Consider the following 14,124-nt stretch of genomic DNA (forward strand, 5'->3'; position numbering starts at 1 on the left):
ACGTCCGTCTCCCGCCGTCCCTCTCTCGTTCAGAGCCTTCTCCAGGAGACACGTCGATGAAGACAGTCGTCGTCGCGGGCTACGCCCGCTCGCCCTTCACTCTCGCCAAGAAGGGTGAACTGGCCTTCGTTCGCCCCGACCGCCTCGCCGCTCAGACGGTCGCGGCCCTGGTCGCCCGCACCGGCGTGAAGGTCGACGATCTCGAGGATCTCCTGCTCGGCTGCGCCTTCCCCGAGGGCGAACAGGGCCTCAACATGGCCCGTCTGGTCGCGCTCATGGCGGGCCTGCCGAAGTCGGTCGCCGGCCAGACCATCAACCGCTTCTGCGGCTCGTCGATGCAGGCGATCCATTCCGCCGCCGGCGCCATCCAGATGGGCGCCGGTGAGGTCTTCGTCTGCGCCGGCATCGAGTCGATGAGCCGGGTGCCGATGATGGGCTACAACGTGCTGCCGGATCCCGACTTCGCCGTGGAGATGCCGGGCGCCTACATCGGTATGGGCGACACCGCCGAGAACGTCGCCGCCCGCTGGGGCATCTCGCGCGCCGAACAGGAGGCCTTCGCGGTCGCCTCGCACGCCAAGGCCGCCGCCGCGCGTGCCGACGGCAGGCTCGAGGCGGAGATCGTCCCGATCACCGACAAGAAGGGCAAGGTGATCTCGGTCGACGGTTGCATCCGTCCGGAGACCACGCTCGAGACCCTCGCCGGCCTCAAGCCCGCCTTCAAGGTCGACGGCGTCGTCACCGCCGGCACCTCCTCGCCGCTGACCGACGGCGCCTCGGCGACGATCGTCTGCTCGCTCGACTACGCCGAGAAGAACGGCCTCGAGCCGCTCGCCGCGATCAAGTCGATCGCCGTCTCCGGCTGTGATCCCGAGATCATGGGCATCGGCCCGGTCGGCGCCTCGCTGAAGGCGGCCGCGCGCGCCGGCATCGACGTCAAGTCGATCGACGTGGTCGAGCTGAACGAGGCCTTCGCCGCCCAGGCGCTCGCCTGCATCCGCGATCTCGGCCTCGATCCGGAGAAGATCAATCTCGACGGCGGCGCCATCGCCCTCGGCCATCCGCTCGGCGCGACCGGCGCCCGCATCGTCGGCAAGACCGCCTCGCTGATGAAGCGCGAGGGCAGGAAGCTCGGCCTCGCCACCCAGTGCATCGGCGGCGGCCAGGGCATCGCCACCATCCTGGAGGCGCTGTGATGGTCGACATCGCCAAGGTCGCCGTGATCGGCGCCGGCGTCATGGGGGCGGGCATCGCCGCCCAGGTCGCCAACTCCGGCACCCCCGTGGTGCTGCTCGACATCGTGCCGCGCGACCTGAAGGAGGGCGGCGATCGTTCCGCCGTCGCCAAGGGCGCGATCGAGAAGATGCTGAAGACGGAACCCGCCGCCTTCATGTCCAAGGCCGCCGCCAAGCTGGTGACCCCGGGCAACATCGAGGACGATCTCGCTCTCCTCGCCGATTGCGACTGGATCGTCGAGGCGATCGTCGAGCGGCTCGACCTGAAGCAGGGGCTCTATGCGAAGATCGAGGCGGTCCGCAAGGACGGCTCGATCGTCTCGTCGAACACCTCGACGATCCCGCTCGCCACGCTGACGGGCGGTCTGCCGGCCCGCTTCGCGCAGGACTTCTGCATCACCCACTTCTTCAACCCGCCGCGCTACATGCGCCTGTTGGAAGTGGTGAAGGGCGAGGCGACCCGCGCCGACGCCATCGCCGACGTCTCCCGCTTCGCCGACGTCAAGCTCGGCAAGTCGGTGGTCGCCTGCAAGGACCGCCCCGGCTTCATCGCCAACCGGCTCGGCGTCATGTGGATGCAGGCTGCGGTGGTCGAGGCCTTCGAGCGCAAGATGGACGTCGAGGACGTCGATCAGATCATCGGCCGTCCCTTCGGGATCCCCAAGACCGGCGTCTTCGGCCTGTTCGATCTGGTCGGTCTCGACCTGATGCCGCACGTCAACGCCAGCCTCGCCGCGGCGCTTCCCGAAGGCGACATGTTCCACGAGATGAACCGCCCGGTTCCCCTCGTCCCGAAGATGATCGCCGAGGGCTTCACCGGCCGTAAGGGCAAGGGCGGCTTCTACCGCGTCAACCGCGAGAAGGGGAAGCGCAAGGAGACGATCGATCTCGCCACCGGCGACTATCGCGTCACCAAGAAGGCCGACGTCGAGGCGGTCAAGGTCGGCAGCCGGTCGCTCGCCAAGCTGTTCGATCACGACAGCGAGGCCGGCCGCTACGCCTGGGCCGTGATGGGCCGCACCCTCTGCTACGCCGCCCTGCTGGTCGGCGACGCGGCCGACGAGATCGAGTCCTTCGACGAGGCCATGCGCCTCGGCTACAACTGGAAGAAGGGTCCGTTCGAGCTGATCGATCAGATCGGCACGGCCGAATTCGTTCGCCGGCTCGAGGCCTCGGGCCTGCCGGTCGCGCCGATCCTGCGGACCGCCGCCGGCAAGCCCTTCTACCAGATCGTCGACGGCAAGCGCGAAGCGCTCGAACTCGACGGCCGTCACAACGTCATGACCCGCCCCGAGGGCGTGCTCATGCTCGAGGACGTCAAGCTCGCCTCGCAGCCGGTCCTGAAGAACGGCTCCGCCGCGCTCTGGGACGTCGGCGACGGCGTCGCCTGCTTCGAGTTCACCTCCAAGATGAACTCCCTCGACCCCGACATCATCGCCCTCCTCCAGAAGTCCATCGCCAAGGTGAAGAGGGACTTCAAGGCGCTGGTCATCTACAACGAGGGCTCCCAATTCTCGGTCGGCGCCAATCTCGGCCTCGCCCTCTTCGCGGCCAACATCGCGGCCTGGCCCGAGATCGAGAACCTCATCGCCTCCGGTCAGCAGACCTACAAGGCGCTGAAATACGCGCCGTTCCCGGTCGTCGCCGCGCCCTCGGGCATGGCGCTCGGCGGGGGCTGCGAGATCCTGCTCCACTCCGACGCCATCCAGGCCCATGCCGAGACCTACACCGGCCTCGTCGAGGTCGGCGTCGGCCTGCTGCCCGGCTGGGGCGGCTGCAAGGAGATGCTGGCGCGTTGGGCGAAGATGCCGAAGCTGCCCAAGGGACCGATGCCGCTCCTCGCCCAGGTCTTCGAGATGATCTCCACCGCCAAGGTGGCGAAATCCGCGGCCGAGGCCAGGGAGATGCTGATCCTGCGGCCGGCCGACGGCATCACCATGAACCGCTACCGGCTCCTCGCCGACGCCAAGGCCAAGGCCCTGTCGATGGTGGAGGGCTACCAGCCGCCGGAGCCGCCGGTCTTCCGTCTCGCCGGCCGCTCGGCCGCCGCCGCGCTCGCCATGGCCGTCGACGGCTTCTGGCGTCAGGGCAAGGCGACCGACTACGATCGCGTGGTCTCCGCCGCCGTCGCGAAGGTGCTGACCGGCGCCGACACCGACATGCTGATCGAGCTCACCGAGGACGACCTCTACGATCTCGAGCGCGAGGCCTTCATGGGTCTCGTGAAGACCCCCGGCACGCTGGCCCGCATCGAGCACATGCTCATGACCGGCAAGCCCCTGCGCAATTGATCGGCGGGAGAGACCCATGCCCAGCTATCAGGCCCCTCTGCGCGACATGCGCTTCTGCCTCTACGACCTCTTCGACGGCGACGATCTGACGTCGCTGCCGGGCTACGAGGACTTCTCGCGCGATCTGATCGACCCCGTCCTCGACGAGGCCGCCAAGCTCTGCGAGGAGGTGCTCCACCCGATCAATCGCTCCGGCGACGAGGAGGGCTGCACCTTCGAGAACGGTGTCGTGCGCACCCCGAAGGGCTTCAAGGAAGCCTATGATCTCTTCCGCGACGGCGGTTGGACCTCGATCGCCTGCGACCCGGCCTATGGCGGCCAGGGCCTGCCGGCGGTGGTCAACACCCTGGTCGAGGAGATGATCTGCTCGGCCAACCTCTCCTTCGGCATGTATCCCGGCCTCAGCCACGGCGCCTACGTGTCGCTGTCGAGCCACGGCTCGGACGCGCTCAAGGAGAAGTATCTGCCGAAGCTCGTCGACGGTACCTGGTCCGGCACCATGTGCCTGACCGAGCCCCATTGCGGCACCGACCTCGGCCTGCTGCGCACCGCCGCGATCCCGCAGGAGGACGGCTCCTACGCCGTCACCGGCACCAAGATCTTCATCTCCGCCGGCGAGCACGATCTGACCGAGAACATCCTCCATCTGGTGCTCGCCAAGATCCCCGGCGGCCCCAAGGGGGTGAAGGGCATCTCGCTGTTCCTGGTGCCGAAGTTCTTCGTCGGCGACGACGGCTCGATCGGCGCCCGCAACGCGGTCGCCTGCGGCTCGATCGAGCACAAGATGGGCATCAAGGCCTCGGCCACCTGCGTGATGAACTTCGACGGCGCCAAGGGCTGGCTGATCGGCGAGCCCCACAAGGGCCTGCGCGCGATGTTCGCCATGATGAACACCGAGCGCCTCGCGGTCGGCGTCCAGGGCCTCGGCCTCGGTGAGGCCTCGCGCCAGAACGCGGTGATCTACGCCAAGGAGCGCATCCAGATGCGCTCGCTCTCCGGCACCAAGGCGCCCGACAAGGCCGCCGATCCGATCATCGTCCACCCCGACGTGCGCCGCATGCTGCTGACGCAGAAGGCCTATGTCGAGGGGTGCCGGGCGCTGGCGGTTTGGGTGGCGAAGTCGCTCGACGTCGCCAAGAAGCACCCCGACGCCGAGACCCGCAAGGAGGCCGACGATCTGGTCTCGCTGCTCACCCCGATCGTCAAGGCGCTGATGACCGATCTCGGCTCGGAAGTGGCCAATCTCGGCGTCCAGGTCTTCGGCGGCCACGGCTACATCCGCGAGCACGGCCAGGAGCAATACGTGCGTGACGCACGCATCGCTCAGATCTACGAGGGCACCAACGGCATCCAGTCGCTCGATCTCGTCGGCCGCAAGATGCCGGACGGGGCGGGGCGTCTGCTGCGCCGCTTCTTCCACCCGGTCTCCGAATACGTCGCCGCCAAGGTCGAGGACGAGGTGATGGGCGAGTTCGTCCAGCCGCTCGCCAAGGCCTTCGTCCGCCTCCAGCAGGCGACCGCCCAGGTCGCCCGCGTCGGCATGGCGAAGCCCGACGAGGCCGGCGCGGCCTCGGTCGACTACCTGCGGCTCTTCGGTCTGACCGCGCTCGCCTATCTCTGGTGCCGGATGGCCGAGGTGGCGCAGGCCAAGATCGCCGCCGGTGAGGACGACGCCTTCCACCAGGGCAAGATCGCCACCGCGCGCTTCTTCATGGAGCGTCTTCTGCCCGAGACCAGCGCCCGCTTCTCGATGGTCATGGCCGGCGGCAAGTCGATGATGGCCTTCCCCGACGAGGCCTTCTGAGGCCTCGTCGAAAACGAGCACGAGGGACGAGGCGTTCCGACGCCTCGTCCTCCCTCTCCCGTCACCCCCGGGCTCGACCCGGGGATCCATGCCGCGCCGTCCTCATCGACCGCGCTCTCACGCGACACGGGCGTCTCCGGCCCGGACGACGGCCGCGGTCGGGGCGAGCCGTGCACCACTCGGGAGACGAAGACGGCCGCGGATCGCTCCGCGGCCGTTTCGCTCTTCGTTCCGCGAAGTGACGGGGGGTCGGAAGGAACTCGGAAAGCTCCGACCCGTTCGGCCTGTTGCGGAGGACCTTCATGCTGAGGCGCGAGCGCGAGCGAGCCTCGAAGCATGAAGGGCCGAGAGGCACCTCCCGTCGTGGCTTCGCGCCTCACGAGGCCCGACCTTCGGCCGGGCGCCTCAGGGTGAAGCCGAACGGAGAGGGACGCGGCGAGACCTCCTCCCGTCCGATCTCACTCCAGCCCTTCGAACAGAACCGTCGAGAGATAGCGCTCGGCGAAGGAGGGGATGATCACCACGATCGTCTTGCCGGCGTTCTCCGGGCGCGAGCCGACCGCGATCGCCGCCTTCAACGCCGCGCCGGAGGAGATGCCGACCGGCACGCCCTCGAGCCGCGCCACCTCGCGCGAGGTCGAGACCGCGTCCTCGTTCGAAACCGTGACGATCTCGTCGTAGACCGTGGTGTCGAGCACGCCCGGCACGAAGCCGGCGCCGATGCCCTGGATCTTGTGCGGACCAGGCGCGCCGCCGGAGAGAACCGGCGACGCCGAGGGTTCGACCGCGATGACCTTCACCCCCGGCTTCTTGGCCTTCAACACCTGACCGACGCCGGTGATGGTGCCGCCGGTGCCGATGCCGGAGACGAGAATGTCGACGCCGCCGGCGGTGTCGTTCCAGATCTCTTCCGCCGTGGTGACGCGGTGGATCGCCGGATTGGCCGGGTTCTCGAACTGCTGCGGGATGATCGCGCCGGGGATCTCCTTCGCCAGCTCCTCGGCCTTGGCGACGGCGCCCTTCATGCCCTTCGGCCCTTCCGTCAGCACCAGTTCGGCGCCGAGGAACTTGAGGAGCTTGCGCCGCTCGATCGACATGGTCTCCGGCATCACCAGGATCAGCCGATAGCCGCGCGCCGCCGCCACGAAGGCGAGCGCGATGCCGGTGTTGCCCGAGGTCGGCTCGATCAGCGTGGTGCCGGCGGTGATCCTGCCCTCGGCCTCGAGCGCGTCGATCAGCGCCACGCCGATACGGTCCTTGACCGAGGCGAGCGGGTTGAAGAACTCGAGCTTGGCGAGGATCGTCGCCTTCACCCCGTGGGCGCCGGCGAGCTTGTCGAGCCGGACGAGGGGCGTGTCGCCGATCGTCTCGGTGATGGAGCCGTAGATGCGGCCACGGCCGGGGGTCTTCGTCGCGCTCATGGGACACTCTCTCGTCGCAAAGGGACGGGGCCTTCGGCCCCGATTGCCGACGACTGTAGCGAACCCGGTCGCGGCGAACGAGGTGCGCGTCGATCGGCTTTCGCTGATGTTTGGAAAAAGATTGCCAAGAATACCGTGAAACGAGCAAAGGGACCGTCGCCGCCCCGGCCGGACCCGACTGCCGGCGCAACCTCGTTCCAACGTCCGCCGGCTCGGGCCGAACTCGGGAGGTGTCGACTCGTTCGACACGTCGTGAGCGAGGGCAGGCCGAGACGAGTATCAGACCCCGGTCGAGCCGAACCCTCCGTCGCCGCGCGCCGTCTCGCCGACCGCCTCGACCACGACGAGACGTGCCCGCGTCACCGGCGCCGCCACGAACTGAGCGATGCGCTCGCCCCGGGCGATCCGGAAGGTCTCGGTGCCGAGATTGGCGAGGATCACCTTCACCTCGCCGCGATAGTCCGCGTCGATCGTGCCGGGCGAATTGAGGACGGTGACGCCGTGTTTCAAGGCGAGCCCCGAGCGCGGCCGCACCTGCCCCTCGTATCCGCTCGGGATCTCGAAGACGAGCCCGGTCGGCACCAGCACCCGCGCCCCCGGCGCGAGGTCGATCGGCGCGGCCTCGTCGAGCGCGGCGACGAGATCGAACCCGGCCGCGTCCTCGCTCTGATAGGCCGGCAGCGCGAGACCCTCGGCATGGGCCAGCCGCTTCACCCCGATTTCGATCGTCCGCGTCATCGCCTCGTCCTCTCCTCACGCGCTGCCGATCAGGATGCCGGTGAGGAACACCAACACGCCGCCGACGACGATCTGGAATGCCGCGCGCAGGAACGGCGTGTCCATGTATTTCCAGCGGATCCAGGAGATCACCCACAGTTCCGCCAACACGAGCACCGCCGCGACGCCGGTCGCCAGACCGAAATGCGGGATCAGATAGGGCAACGCATGGCCGAGGCCGCCGAGCATCGTCATCAGGCCGGAGGTGATGCCGCGAATCCACGGCGAGCCACGCCCCGACAGCGCCCCGTCGTCGGAGAGCGCCTCGGCGAAACCCATCGAGATGCCGGCGCCGATCGAGGCGGCGATGCCGACCAGGAAGGTCTGCCAAGTGTCGTGGGTGGCGAAGGCGGCGGCGAAGAGCGGCGCCAGCGTCGAGACCGAGCCGTCCATCAGCCCGACGAGACCGGGCTGGATGTATTGCAGCACGAAGAGCCGATGCGCCGCCTCGTTCTCCTCCGCCTTCACGTCCGCCGGCAGATGGGTGAGGCCGAGCCGATGGGCGAGCGACAGATGCCCGCCCTCGGCGGCGGCGAGATCGCCGAGCAGCTTGCGGATCGCCGCGTCCCGGGTGCGCTTGGAGGCCTGGAGATAGAAGCGCCGCGAGGTCGCCTCCATCACCAGCGCCTCCTTGCGGATGGTCTCGAGGCTGAGATGCTTGGTCAGCCACAGCGGCCGGCGGTCGAAGAAGCCGGACACGTTCTCGCGGCGAATCAGCGGGATGCGCTCGCCGAACTTCTCGCGGTGCAGATCGATCAGCCAGCGGCGATGGGTGTTCTCCTCCTCGGACATCTCGTCGAAGACGGCGGCGGAGGCGGGATAGCGATCGCGCAACATCTCCGCATAGGCCTGATAGATGCGCGAATCGTCCTCCTCGGCAGAGATGGCGAGGGCGAGGATCTCGCGTTCGTCGAGGTCGGAGAAGGCTCGCTTGCCGAAGCCGAAGATCGCCATGGAGATGTCCGTCCTGAAACCGCGTGAATTGGAACCGTTCCAAATGAGCTTAACAGATCGTCTCTCCCCGGTCCCGGGCGACCGCCGCGCCCCGGGTGGCGACGGGGAAAACCGGCGACGAACCCGTTGCTCCATCGGGGATCTCCCGACTACCTTGGCGCCCATGCGCGTGTAACGTGCCCACTGGAAAAAACCCGCGAGGAGACGACGATGAGCGAAGAGCAGACCCGCAAGCCGGCCGAAGGCGCCCTCGGACGTCGCGATCTCCTCGGGCTCGGTGCGGCGACCCTCGCCGCCGGAACCCTCGCCGCCCCGGCGGTCGTCAGGGCGCAGGACAAGTTCAATTGGAAGATGGTCTCCGCCTGGCCGAAGAATTCGCCCGGCGTCGGCGTCAACGCCCAGCGTCTCGCCGATTCGATCACCGCCATGTCGGGCGGCCGCCTCACCGTGCAGCTCTTCGCCGCCGGCGAACTGGTGCCCCCCTTCGAGTGTTTCGACGCGGTCTCCTCCGGCGCGGCCGAGATGGCGCACGGCTCGCCCTATTTCTGGCAGGGCAAGGACAAGGCCTTCCACTTCTTCACCGGCATGCCCTTCGGCCTCTTCGCCAACGAGCACATGGGCTGGATCTGGTTCGGCGGCGGTCAGGCGCTGTGGGAGAAGGCCTATGCCCCCTTCGGCATCCAGCCCTTCTACTGCGGCTCGTCCGGCCCGCAGGCCGGCGGTTGGTTCCGCAAGGAGATCAACACGGTCGACGACTTCAAGGGCCTCAAGATGCGCATCGCCGGTCTCGGCGGCGAGGTTCTGCGCCGCCTCGGCGTCAACGTCGTGCTGCTGCCGCCGGGTGAGATCTTCCAGGCGATGCAGTCCGGCACCATCGACGCGGCCGAATGGGTCGGTCCGTGGAACGATCTCGCCTTCGGCCTCTTCCGCGTCGCCAAGAACTACTACCTGCCGTCCTTCTTCGAGTTCGGCCCGGCGCTGGAGCTGATGGTCAACAAGAAGCTCTACGACACGCTTCCCGCCGACCTGAAGGACATCGTCAAGCGCGCCGCCTATGCCTCGGCCGCCGAGAGCTACGCCGACTTCGCCTATCACAACGTGGTCTCGCTGAAGCCGCTGCTCGACAAGGAGGGCGTCCAGGTCCGCACCCTCTCCGAGGACATCGTCAAGGTCCTGGCCAAGGAGACCAAGGCCGCGATCGCCGAGATCGCCGCCTCCGGCGCCATGGCCAAGGAGGTCTTCGAGAGCTACGAGGCCTATCGCCAGCAGTGCATGTCCTACGCCAAGGTCATGGACATGGCCGCCTATCAGATGCGCGAGGTCGGCCGCGACCTGTCGTGAGACGGGGCGGGGGATCTCCCGAGGAACGAAGCACGACGGGCGCCCCAGGGCGCCTGTTCTCGTTTCGGCGGTGAGCGATCCGGCTCAGCGCGCGGGCGGCGCCGGCGGCGGCAGGGCGCGGGCGGCGGCTTCGACCGGGCAGCCGACCTTGCGGCACCCGTCGCGCTCGCACGACCGGCAGGTGCGCGCGGCGCCGTCGACGTCGAGGACGCTGGCGGCGAGGAGCTTGTCGACGATGCCGGAGAGGGCGCCGAGCTCGGTCGCGTCGAGGCCGGCGAGAAGACCTGTCGCGACCGCGAGGCGCCGGTCCTGGAACTGCGAGGCGCGACGGCGGCCGCGCGCCGTCACCTCGACCCGAACCTCGCGCCCCTTGCGCGTGAGACGCCGCACCAGCCAGTCCTTCTCGAGCCGGTCGATCAGCCGGACGGTGGCGGAATGGGTGAGGCCGATCGTGCGCGCGACGTCCTGGATCGCCAGCGGCCCGTCCTGTCGGATCGACTGGAGCGCCGCGACGGCACTGGGCGACAGGTCGTCCGTGTCGGCATGGACGGCGTCGTCGAGAGCGGTGGCGAGGGCGGCGAGGCGGTTGGCGAGAGTCTGGTCGGACATGGGCACCATGCATCGCACGGGAAGCGGCGGGGAGCAACGATCGAATCGTTCGCGGTCGCTACGAAAACGGCGGTTCCGTGGCGGTTTTTCGGGCACGCCGGGAAAGGCGCGCGCTCATGTCGCGACACCGCGACGCGGCCGGGTCAACGGAACACCTCGTCGGGATAGGCGCCCCAGATGCGGCCCTGTTCGATCCAACCCTTGGTGCCTTCCGCCGACACCCGACACCAGCGCCCGTTGCATTCGGCGATGTCGACCAGAACGCCCGGCTCGACCTCGGCGACGATCGTCGCGGTCGGCTGCGGCTCCTGGCGCAGCGGCGTGTTGCCCTTCTTCTCCCAGGGCGCGACCAGAGCGGTGCGCCGGCCCGAGAGCAGCGTCTTCTGCACCCAGCCTTCCGCGCCCTCGCTGTCGCGAATGCGCAGCCAGACGTCGAATTCCTGCGTGATTTCGACGGGAACGCCCGGTTTGACGAAGGTCCAGGCGATCTCGTGGTCGCGGCTCGGACCCATGCGGATGTTGACCGGGCTCGACTTGGTCGAGGCGAAGCGCGGCAACGGCAGACCGCTCGGTCCGATCTGTTGCGACTGCGCCGCCGCCGGGCCGGCGCCGAGGATCGCGGCCGTCGCGAGCGCCGCGCAGAGGAGAATCGCGCGAAGACCCGGTCGCCTGCGGGGCGGGCGGCCAGTGCCGACGATCGACCGCGACGAAAGGGTGGTTCCACGACGAATTGTCATTTGCGAGGCTTCTGCTAGAGAGAACGGCGGGGCGCGACGCATCCGGGCGGAAGTTTGGAAGCGGCGTGGTTAACGAGCCTTCAACGGTCCGCGACTTTCCGAGGATCGATCTTCCGGTGGCCCGCCGCCGGGAACGACGGCTCCCCCGGGGCGGCGCTCAGAACGCGCGCGCCCCGTCACGAGAGAATCCACGCGGGGAGCGATGATGCCCATGTCGAAGAGCAAACCCTCGGTGATCGTCACCCGTCGGCTTCCCGACGTCATCGAGACCCGCATGCGCGAGCTCTTCGATGCGCGTCTCAACGTCGACGATCGTCCGATGACCCAGGCCGAGCTGGTCGAGGCGGCCCGCACCGCCGAGGTGCTGGTGCCCACCGTCACCGACACGATCGACGCGGCCGTGATCTCCCAGGCCGGCCCGCAGCTGCGCCTGATCGCCAACTACGGCAACGGCGTCGACAACATCGACGTCCAGACCGCGCTCAATCGCGGCATCACCGTCACCAACACCCCCGGCGTCCTCACCGAGGACACCGCCGACATGACCATGGCGCTCATCCTCGCCGTGCCGCGCCGCATGGCCGAGGGCATCGCGGTGATGCAGTCGGGCGAGTGGGGCGGCTGGTCGCCGACCTGGATGCTCGGCCATCGCATCAACGGCAAGCGCCTCGGCGTCATCGGCATGGGCCGCATCGGTCAGGCGGTCGCCCGCCGCGCCAAGGCCTTCGGCATGTCGATCCACTATCACAACCGCCGCCGCCTGCCGACCTCGGTCGAGGAGGGGCTGGAGGCGACCTATTGGGAGAGCCTCGATCAGATGCTCGCCCGCATGGACGTGGTGTCGATCCACTGCCCGCACACGCCGGCGACCTATCATCTGCTCTCCGCCCGCCGCCTCAAGCTGCTGCGCCCCGACGCCTACGTGGTCAACACCGCCCGCGGCGAGGTGATCGACGAGAACGCGCTCGCCCGCATGCTCGACGCCGGTGAACTGGCCGGGGCCGGTCTCGACGTGTTCGAGCACGAGCCGGCGGTCAACCCGAAGCTCGCCCGTTCCAAGCGCGTGGTGCTGCTGCCCCATCTCGGCTCGGCGACCCTCGAGGGCCGCATCGACATGGGCGAGCGTGTCATCATCAACATCAAGACCTATCAGGACGGTCATCGCCCGCCCGATCGCGTGCTGCCGTCGATGCTGTGAGACGGCGCGCCCGCGCCGTCCGAGATCGGAGACCTCGATGAATCGTGTCCGTTGCCGGTCCTCTCTCCTCTCTCGCGTCGTCGTTCTCGGCGGCCTCGCTCTGGTCGCGACCGGCGGATCCGCCCTCGCCCAGTTGAAGCCGCCGCCGACCGACTTCTCGGGCCTGCCCGAGAAGATCCCCGGCGAGGAGATCAAGGCCACCTGGTTCGACGGCAAGCCGATCATCGCCACCGGCCCCGACGGCAGCCGCTACCAGATGGTCTTCACCCCCGACGGCAAGGCGAGCCGCACCCCGATCGGGCCGAAGAAGCCCAAGACCGTGAACGGCTTCTGGCGGGTGATCGCCGAGGGCTACTGTTCGCGCTGGGCCGGCAACAATCGCGAGAAGTGCTTCAATCTGCGCAAGAGCCCGGACGGACCGGAGACCGTGGTCCGCTTCGGTCTGCAGGTCGCGGCGACCTGGATGCGTCCCTGATCGCGGCGCCCGCGATCTCGGCACGCGACGGGCAGGAGAGGGTGATCCGATGACGTCTCGTCAGCCGAAGTATCGCCGAGCCCTTCCCGAGGATCGCCGGGTCGATCTGGTCGCGGCGACGCTGCGCTGCATGGCCCGCGACGGTCACGCCGGCGTCTCGGTGCGCCGCATCGCCGCCGAGGCCGGCGTCTCCGCCGGTCTGGTCAACCACCATTTCGAGGGCATCGAGGCGCTGGTCGCCGCCGCCTACGAACACGTGTCGAGCGACGTGATGGCGCGGATCCTGGAGCGCGTCGAGCCGGTCGCCGGCGCCCGCGCCCGGCTCTCCGCCTTCATCGCCGCCTCCTTCTCGCCGGCCGTGCTCGATCCCTCGCTGCTCCGCGTCTGGGTTGTGTTCTGGAGCATGCTGCCCCACGGCGAGATCCTGAAGGCGATCCAGAAGCGCACCTGGGTCGACTATCGCCGCACCCTGGAGAAGGAACTCGCCGGCTGCGTGCCCGAGGGACGCACGATCGACACCGAATCCGTCGCGCTCGGCCTCGCCGCCCTGATGGACGGCCTGTGGCTGCAATGGTGCCTCGATCCGGGATGCTACGCGGCGGAAACCGGCATCGCGCTCGCCGAGCGATTCGTCGACGACGCCCTCGCCGCGAGAAGGGCTCTGTGAGATTGCGTATTTCGCCGGGAAATGAGTAAAATTTTCCTGTCGGATCAAGGGAACCCGCGAACCTTCGCATGTGCGAACACTTGCAAGTCTCTCGCGCCTTTGGCACAGTCCCAGACGAAAGTCGGTTTCCATGCCTCGCGGCCTGTGGCCGGCCACCCTCCCGAGCAGCCGGGTCCGTCGACGGATCCGACCGAGACGAGCCGAGAGGGTCACGCGGACCGTAGGCCTCTCCGGCCGGAGGGGGCGGTCCACAAGGGAACGACGACGGCGGATGAACATCTCGCAACTCGAAGCCAATGCCGAACGGGCGGCCTCGCTCCTCAAGTCGATGGGCAGCCCGCGCCGGCTGTTGATCCTGTGCCAGCTGGTCGAGGGCGAGAAGTCCGTCGGCGAGCTCGAGAAGGCGGTCGGCCTCAGCCAATCGGCGCTGTCGCAACATCTCGCGGTCCTGCGCCACAAGGGTTACGTCGCGACGCGGCGCGCCGGTCAGATGATCTTCTATTCGCTCTCCGGCGACGAGGCGCGCTCCATCCTCCAGTCGCTGCACGGCCTCTATTGCGCCGACTGCGCCACCGACGACTGATCGCCGCGACCGCCGGTCCCCGGCGGCCGCGC

At 68.6% G+C, this 14,124-nt stretch carries 13 protein-coding genes; 8 read left to right on the forward strand and 5 right to left on the reverse strand.

The features are described 5' to 3' along the window. Nucleotides 1-56: 56 nt before the first annotated feature. Genes J3S89_RS16005 through J3S89_RS16015 form a run of 3 tightly spaced genes read left to right on the forward strand, consistent with a single transcriptional unit; the run spans nt 57 to nt 5,330 of the window. Complete coding sequence (locus J3S89_RS16005) at nt 57-1,196, forward strand: thiolase family protein (protein WP_217928742.1); 1,140 nt, start codon at nt 57-59, stop codon at nt 1,194-1,196. Beyond that, nucleotides 1,196-3,526, forward strand: coding sequence for a 3-hydroxyacyl-CoA dehydrogenase/enoyl-CoA hydratase family protein (locus J3S89_RS16010; RefSeq protein WP_217928743.1), 2,331 nt, complete (start codon nt 1,196-1,198; stop codon nt 3,524-3,526). The genes J3S89_RS16005 and J3S89_RS16010 overlap by 1 nt, the downstream gene beginning before the upstream one ends. A 16-nt stretch (nt 3,527-3,542) precedes the next feature. Beyond that, complete coding sequence (locus J3S89_RS16015) at nt 3,543-5,330, forward strand: acyl-CoA dehydrogenase C-terminal domain-containing protein (RefSeq protein ID WP_217928744.1); 1,788 nt, start codon at nt 3,543-3,545, stop codon at nt 5,328-5,330. 458 nt (nt 5,331-5,788) lie between these two features. Here J3S89_RS16015 and cysK read toward each other — a convergent pair whose 3' ends face one another. The 3 genes from cysK to mbfA all read right to left on the reverse strand — a co-directional run bounded on the left by cysK (nt 5,789) and on the right by mbfA (nt 8,488). Next, nucleotides 5,789-6,751 carry a cysteine synthase A gene (gene cysK, locus J3S89_RS16020; protein ID WP_217928745.1) on the reverse strand — a complete coding sequence of 321 codons (963 nt, stop codon included), beginning with the start codon at nt 6,749-6,751 and terminating at the stop codon, nt 5,789-5,791. A 279-nt stretch (nt 6,752-7,030) separates the two neighbouring features. Then, complete coding sequence (dut, locus tag J3S89_RS16025; protein WP_217928746.1) at nt 7,031-7,489, reverse strand: dUTP diphosphatase; 459 nt, start codon at nt 7,487-7,489, stop codon at nt 7,031-7,033. A gap of 15 nt (nt 7,490-7,504) precedes the next feature. Then, on the reverse strand, nt 7,505-8,488 hold the full coding sequence (gene mbfA, locus J3S89_RS16030; protein ID WP_217929183.1) for an iron exporter MbfA: 984 nt from the start codon (nt 8,486-8,488) through the stop codon (nt 7,505-7,507). A 204-nt stretch (nt 8,489-8,692) separates the two neighbouring features. On the opposite strand from mbfA, the gene J3S89_RS16035 reads away from it, so the two are divergent. Then, nucleotides 8,693-9,823: a TRAP transporter substrate-binding protein gene (locus tag J3S89_RS16035; RefSeq protein WP_217928748.1), complete on the forward strand. Its 1,131-nt coding sequence runs from the start codon at nt 8,693-8,695 to the stop codon at nt 9,821-9,823. Nucleotides 9,824-9,907: 84 nt separating this feature from the next. On the opposite strand, the gene J3S89_RS16040 is transcribed toward J3S89_RS16035, so the two are convergent. Next, nucleotides 9,908-10,432 (reverse strand): MarR family winged helix-turn-helix transcriptional regulator, encoded by a 525-nt coding sequence (locus J3S89_RS16040; RefSeq protein WP_217928749.1) that lies wholly within the window; start codon nt 10,430-10,432, stop codon nt 9,908-9,910. A 143-nt stretch (nt 10,433-10,575) separates the two neighbouring features. Next, nucleotides 10,576-11,169 carry an SH3 domain-containing protein gene (locus tag J3S89_RS16045; RefSeq protein WP_217928750.1) on the reverse strand — a complete coding sequence of 198 codons (594 nt, stop codon included), beginning with the start codon at nt 11,167-11,169 and terminating at the stop codon, nt 10,576-10,578. A 211-nt stretch (nt 11,170-11,380) separates the two neighbouring features. Between J3S89_RS16045 and J3S89_RS16050 the strand changes: the two genes are divergently transcribed. The 4 genes from J3S89_RS16050 (at nt 11,381) to J3S89_RS16065 (ending at nt 14,092) form a co-directional block, all read left to right on the forward strand. Next, a complete protein-coding gene (locus tag J3S89_RS16050; protein ID WP_217928751.1) occupies nt 11,381-12,367 on the forward strand; it encodes a 2-hydroxyacid dehydrogenase in 987 nt (328 codons plus the stop codon). Nucleotides 12,368-12,404: 37 nt separating this feature from the next. Next, entirely contained in the window at nt 12,405-12,842 is a 438-nt protein-coding gene (locus tag J3S89_RS16055) for a hypothetical protein (protein ID WP_217928752.1), read from the forward strand. Nucleotides 12,843-12,891: 49 nt separating this feature from the next. Next, nucleotides 12,892-13,509 carry a TetR family transcriptional regulator C-terminal domain-containing protein gene (locus J3S89_RS16060; protein ID WP_217928753.1) on the forward strand — a complete coding sequence of 206 codons (618 nt, stop codon included), beginning with the start codon at nt 12,892-12,894 and terminating at the stop codon, nt 13,507-13,509. 271 nt (nt 13,510-13,780) lie between these two features. After that, entirely contained in the window at nt 13,781-14,092 is a 312-nt protein-coding gene (locus tag J3S89_RS16065; RefSeq protein WP_217928754.1) for an ArsR/SmtB family transcription factor, read from the forward strand. Nucleotides 14,093-14,124: the final 32 nt, after the last annotated feature.

Origin of the sequence: Pinisolibacter aquiterrae, from assembly GCF_019160155.1 — a bacterium.
GTDB classification, from domain to species: domain Bacteria; phylum Pseudomonadota; class Alphaproteobacteria; order Rhizobiales; family Ancalomicrobiaceae; genus Pinisolibacter; species Pinisolibacter aquiterrae.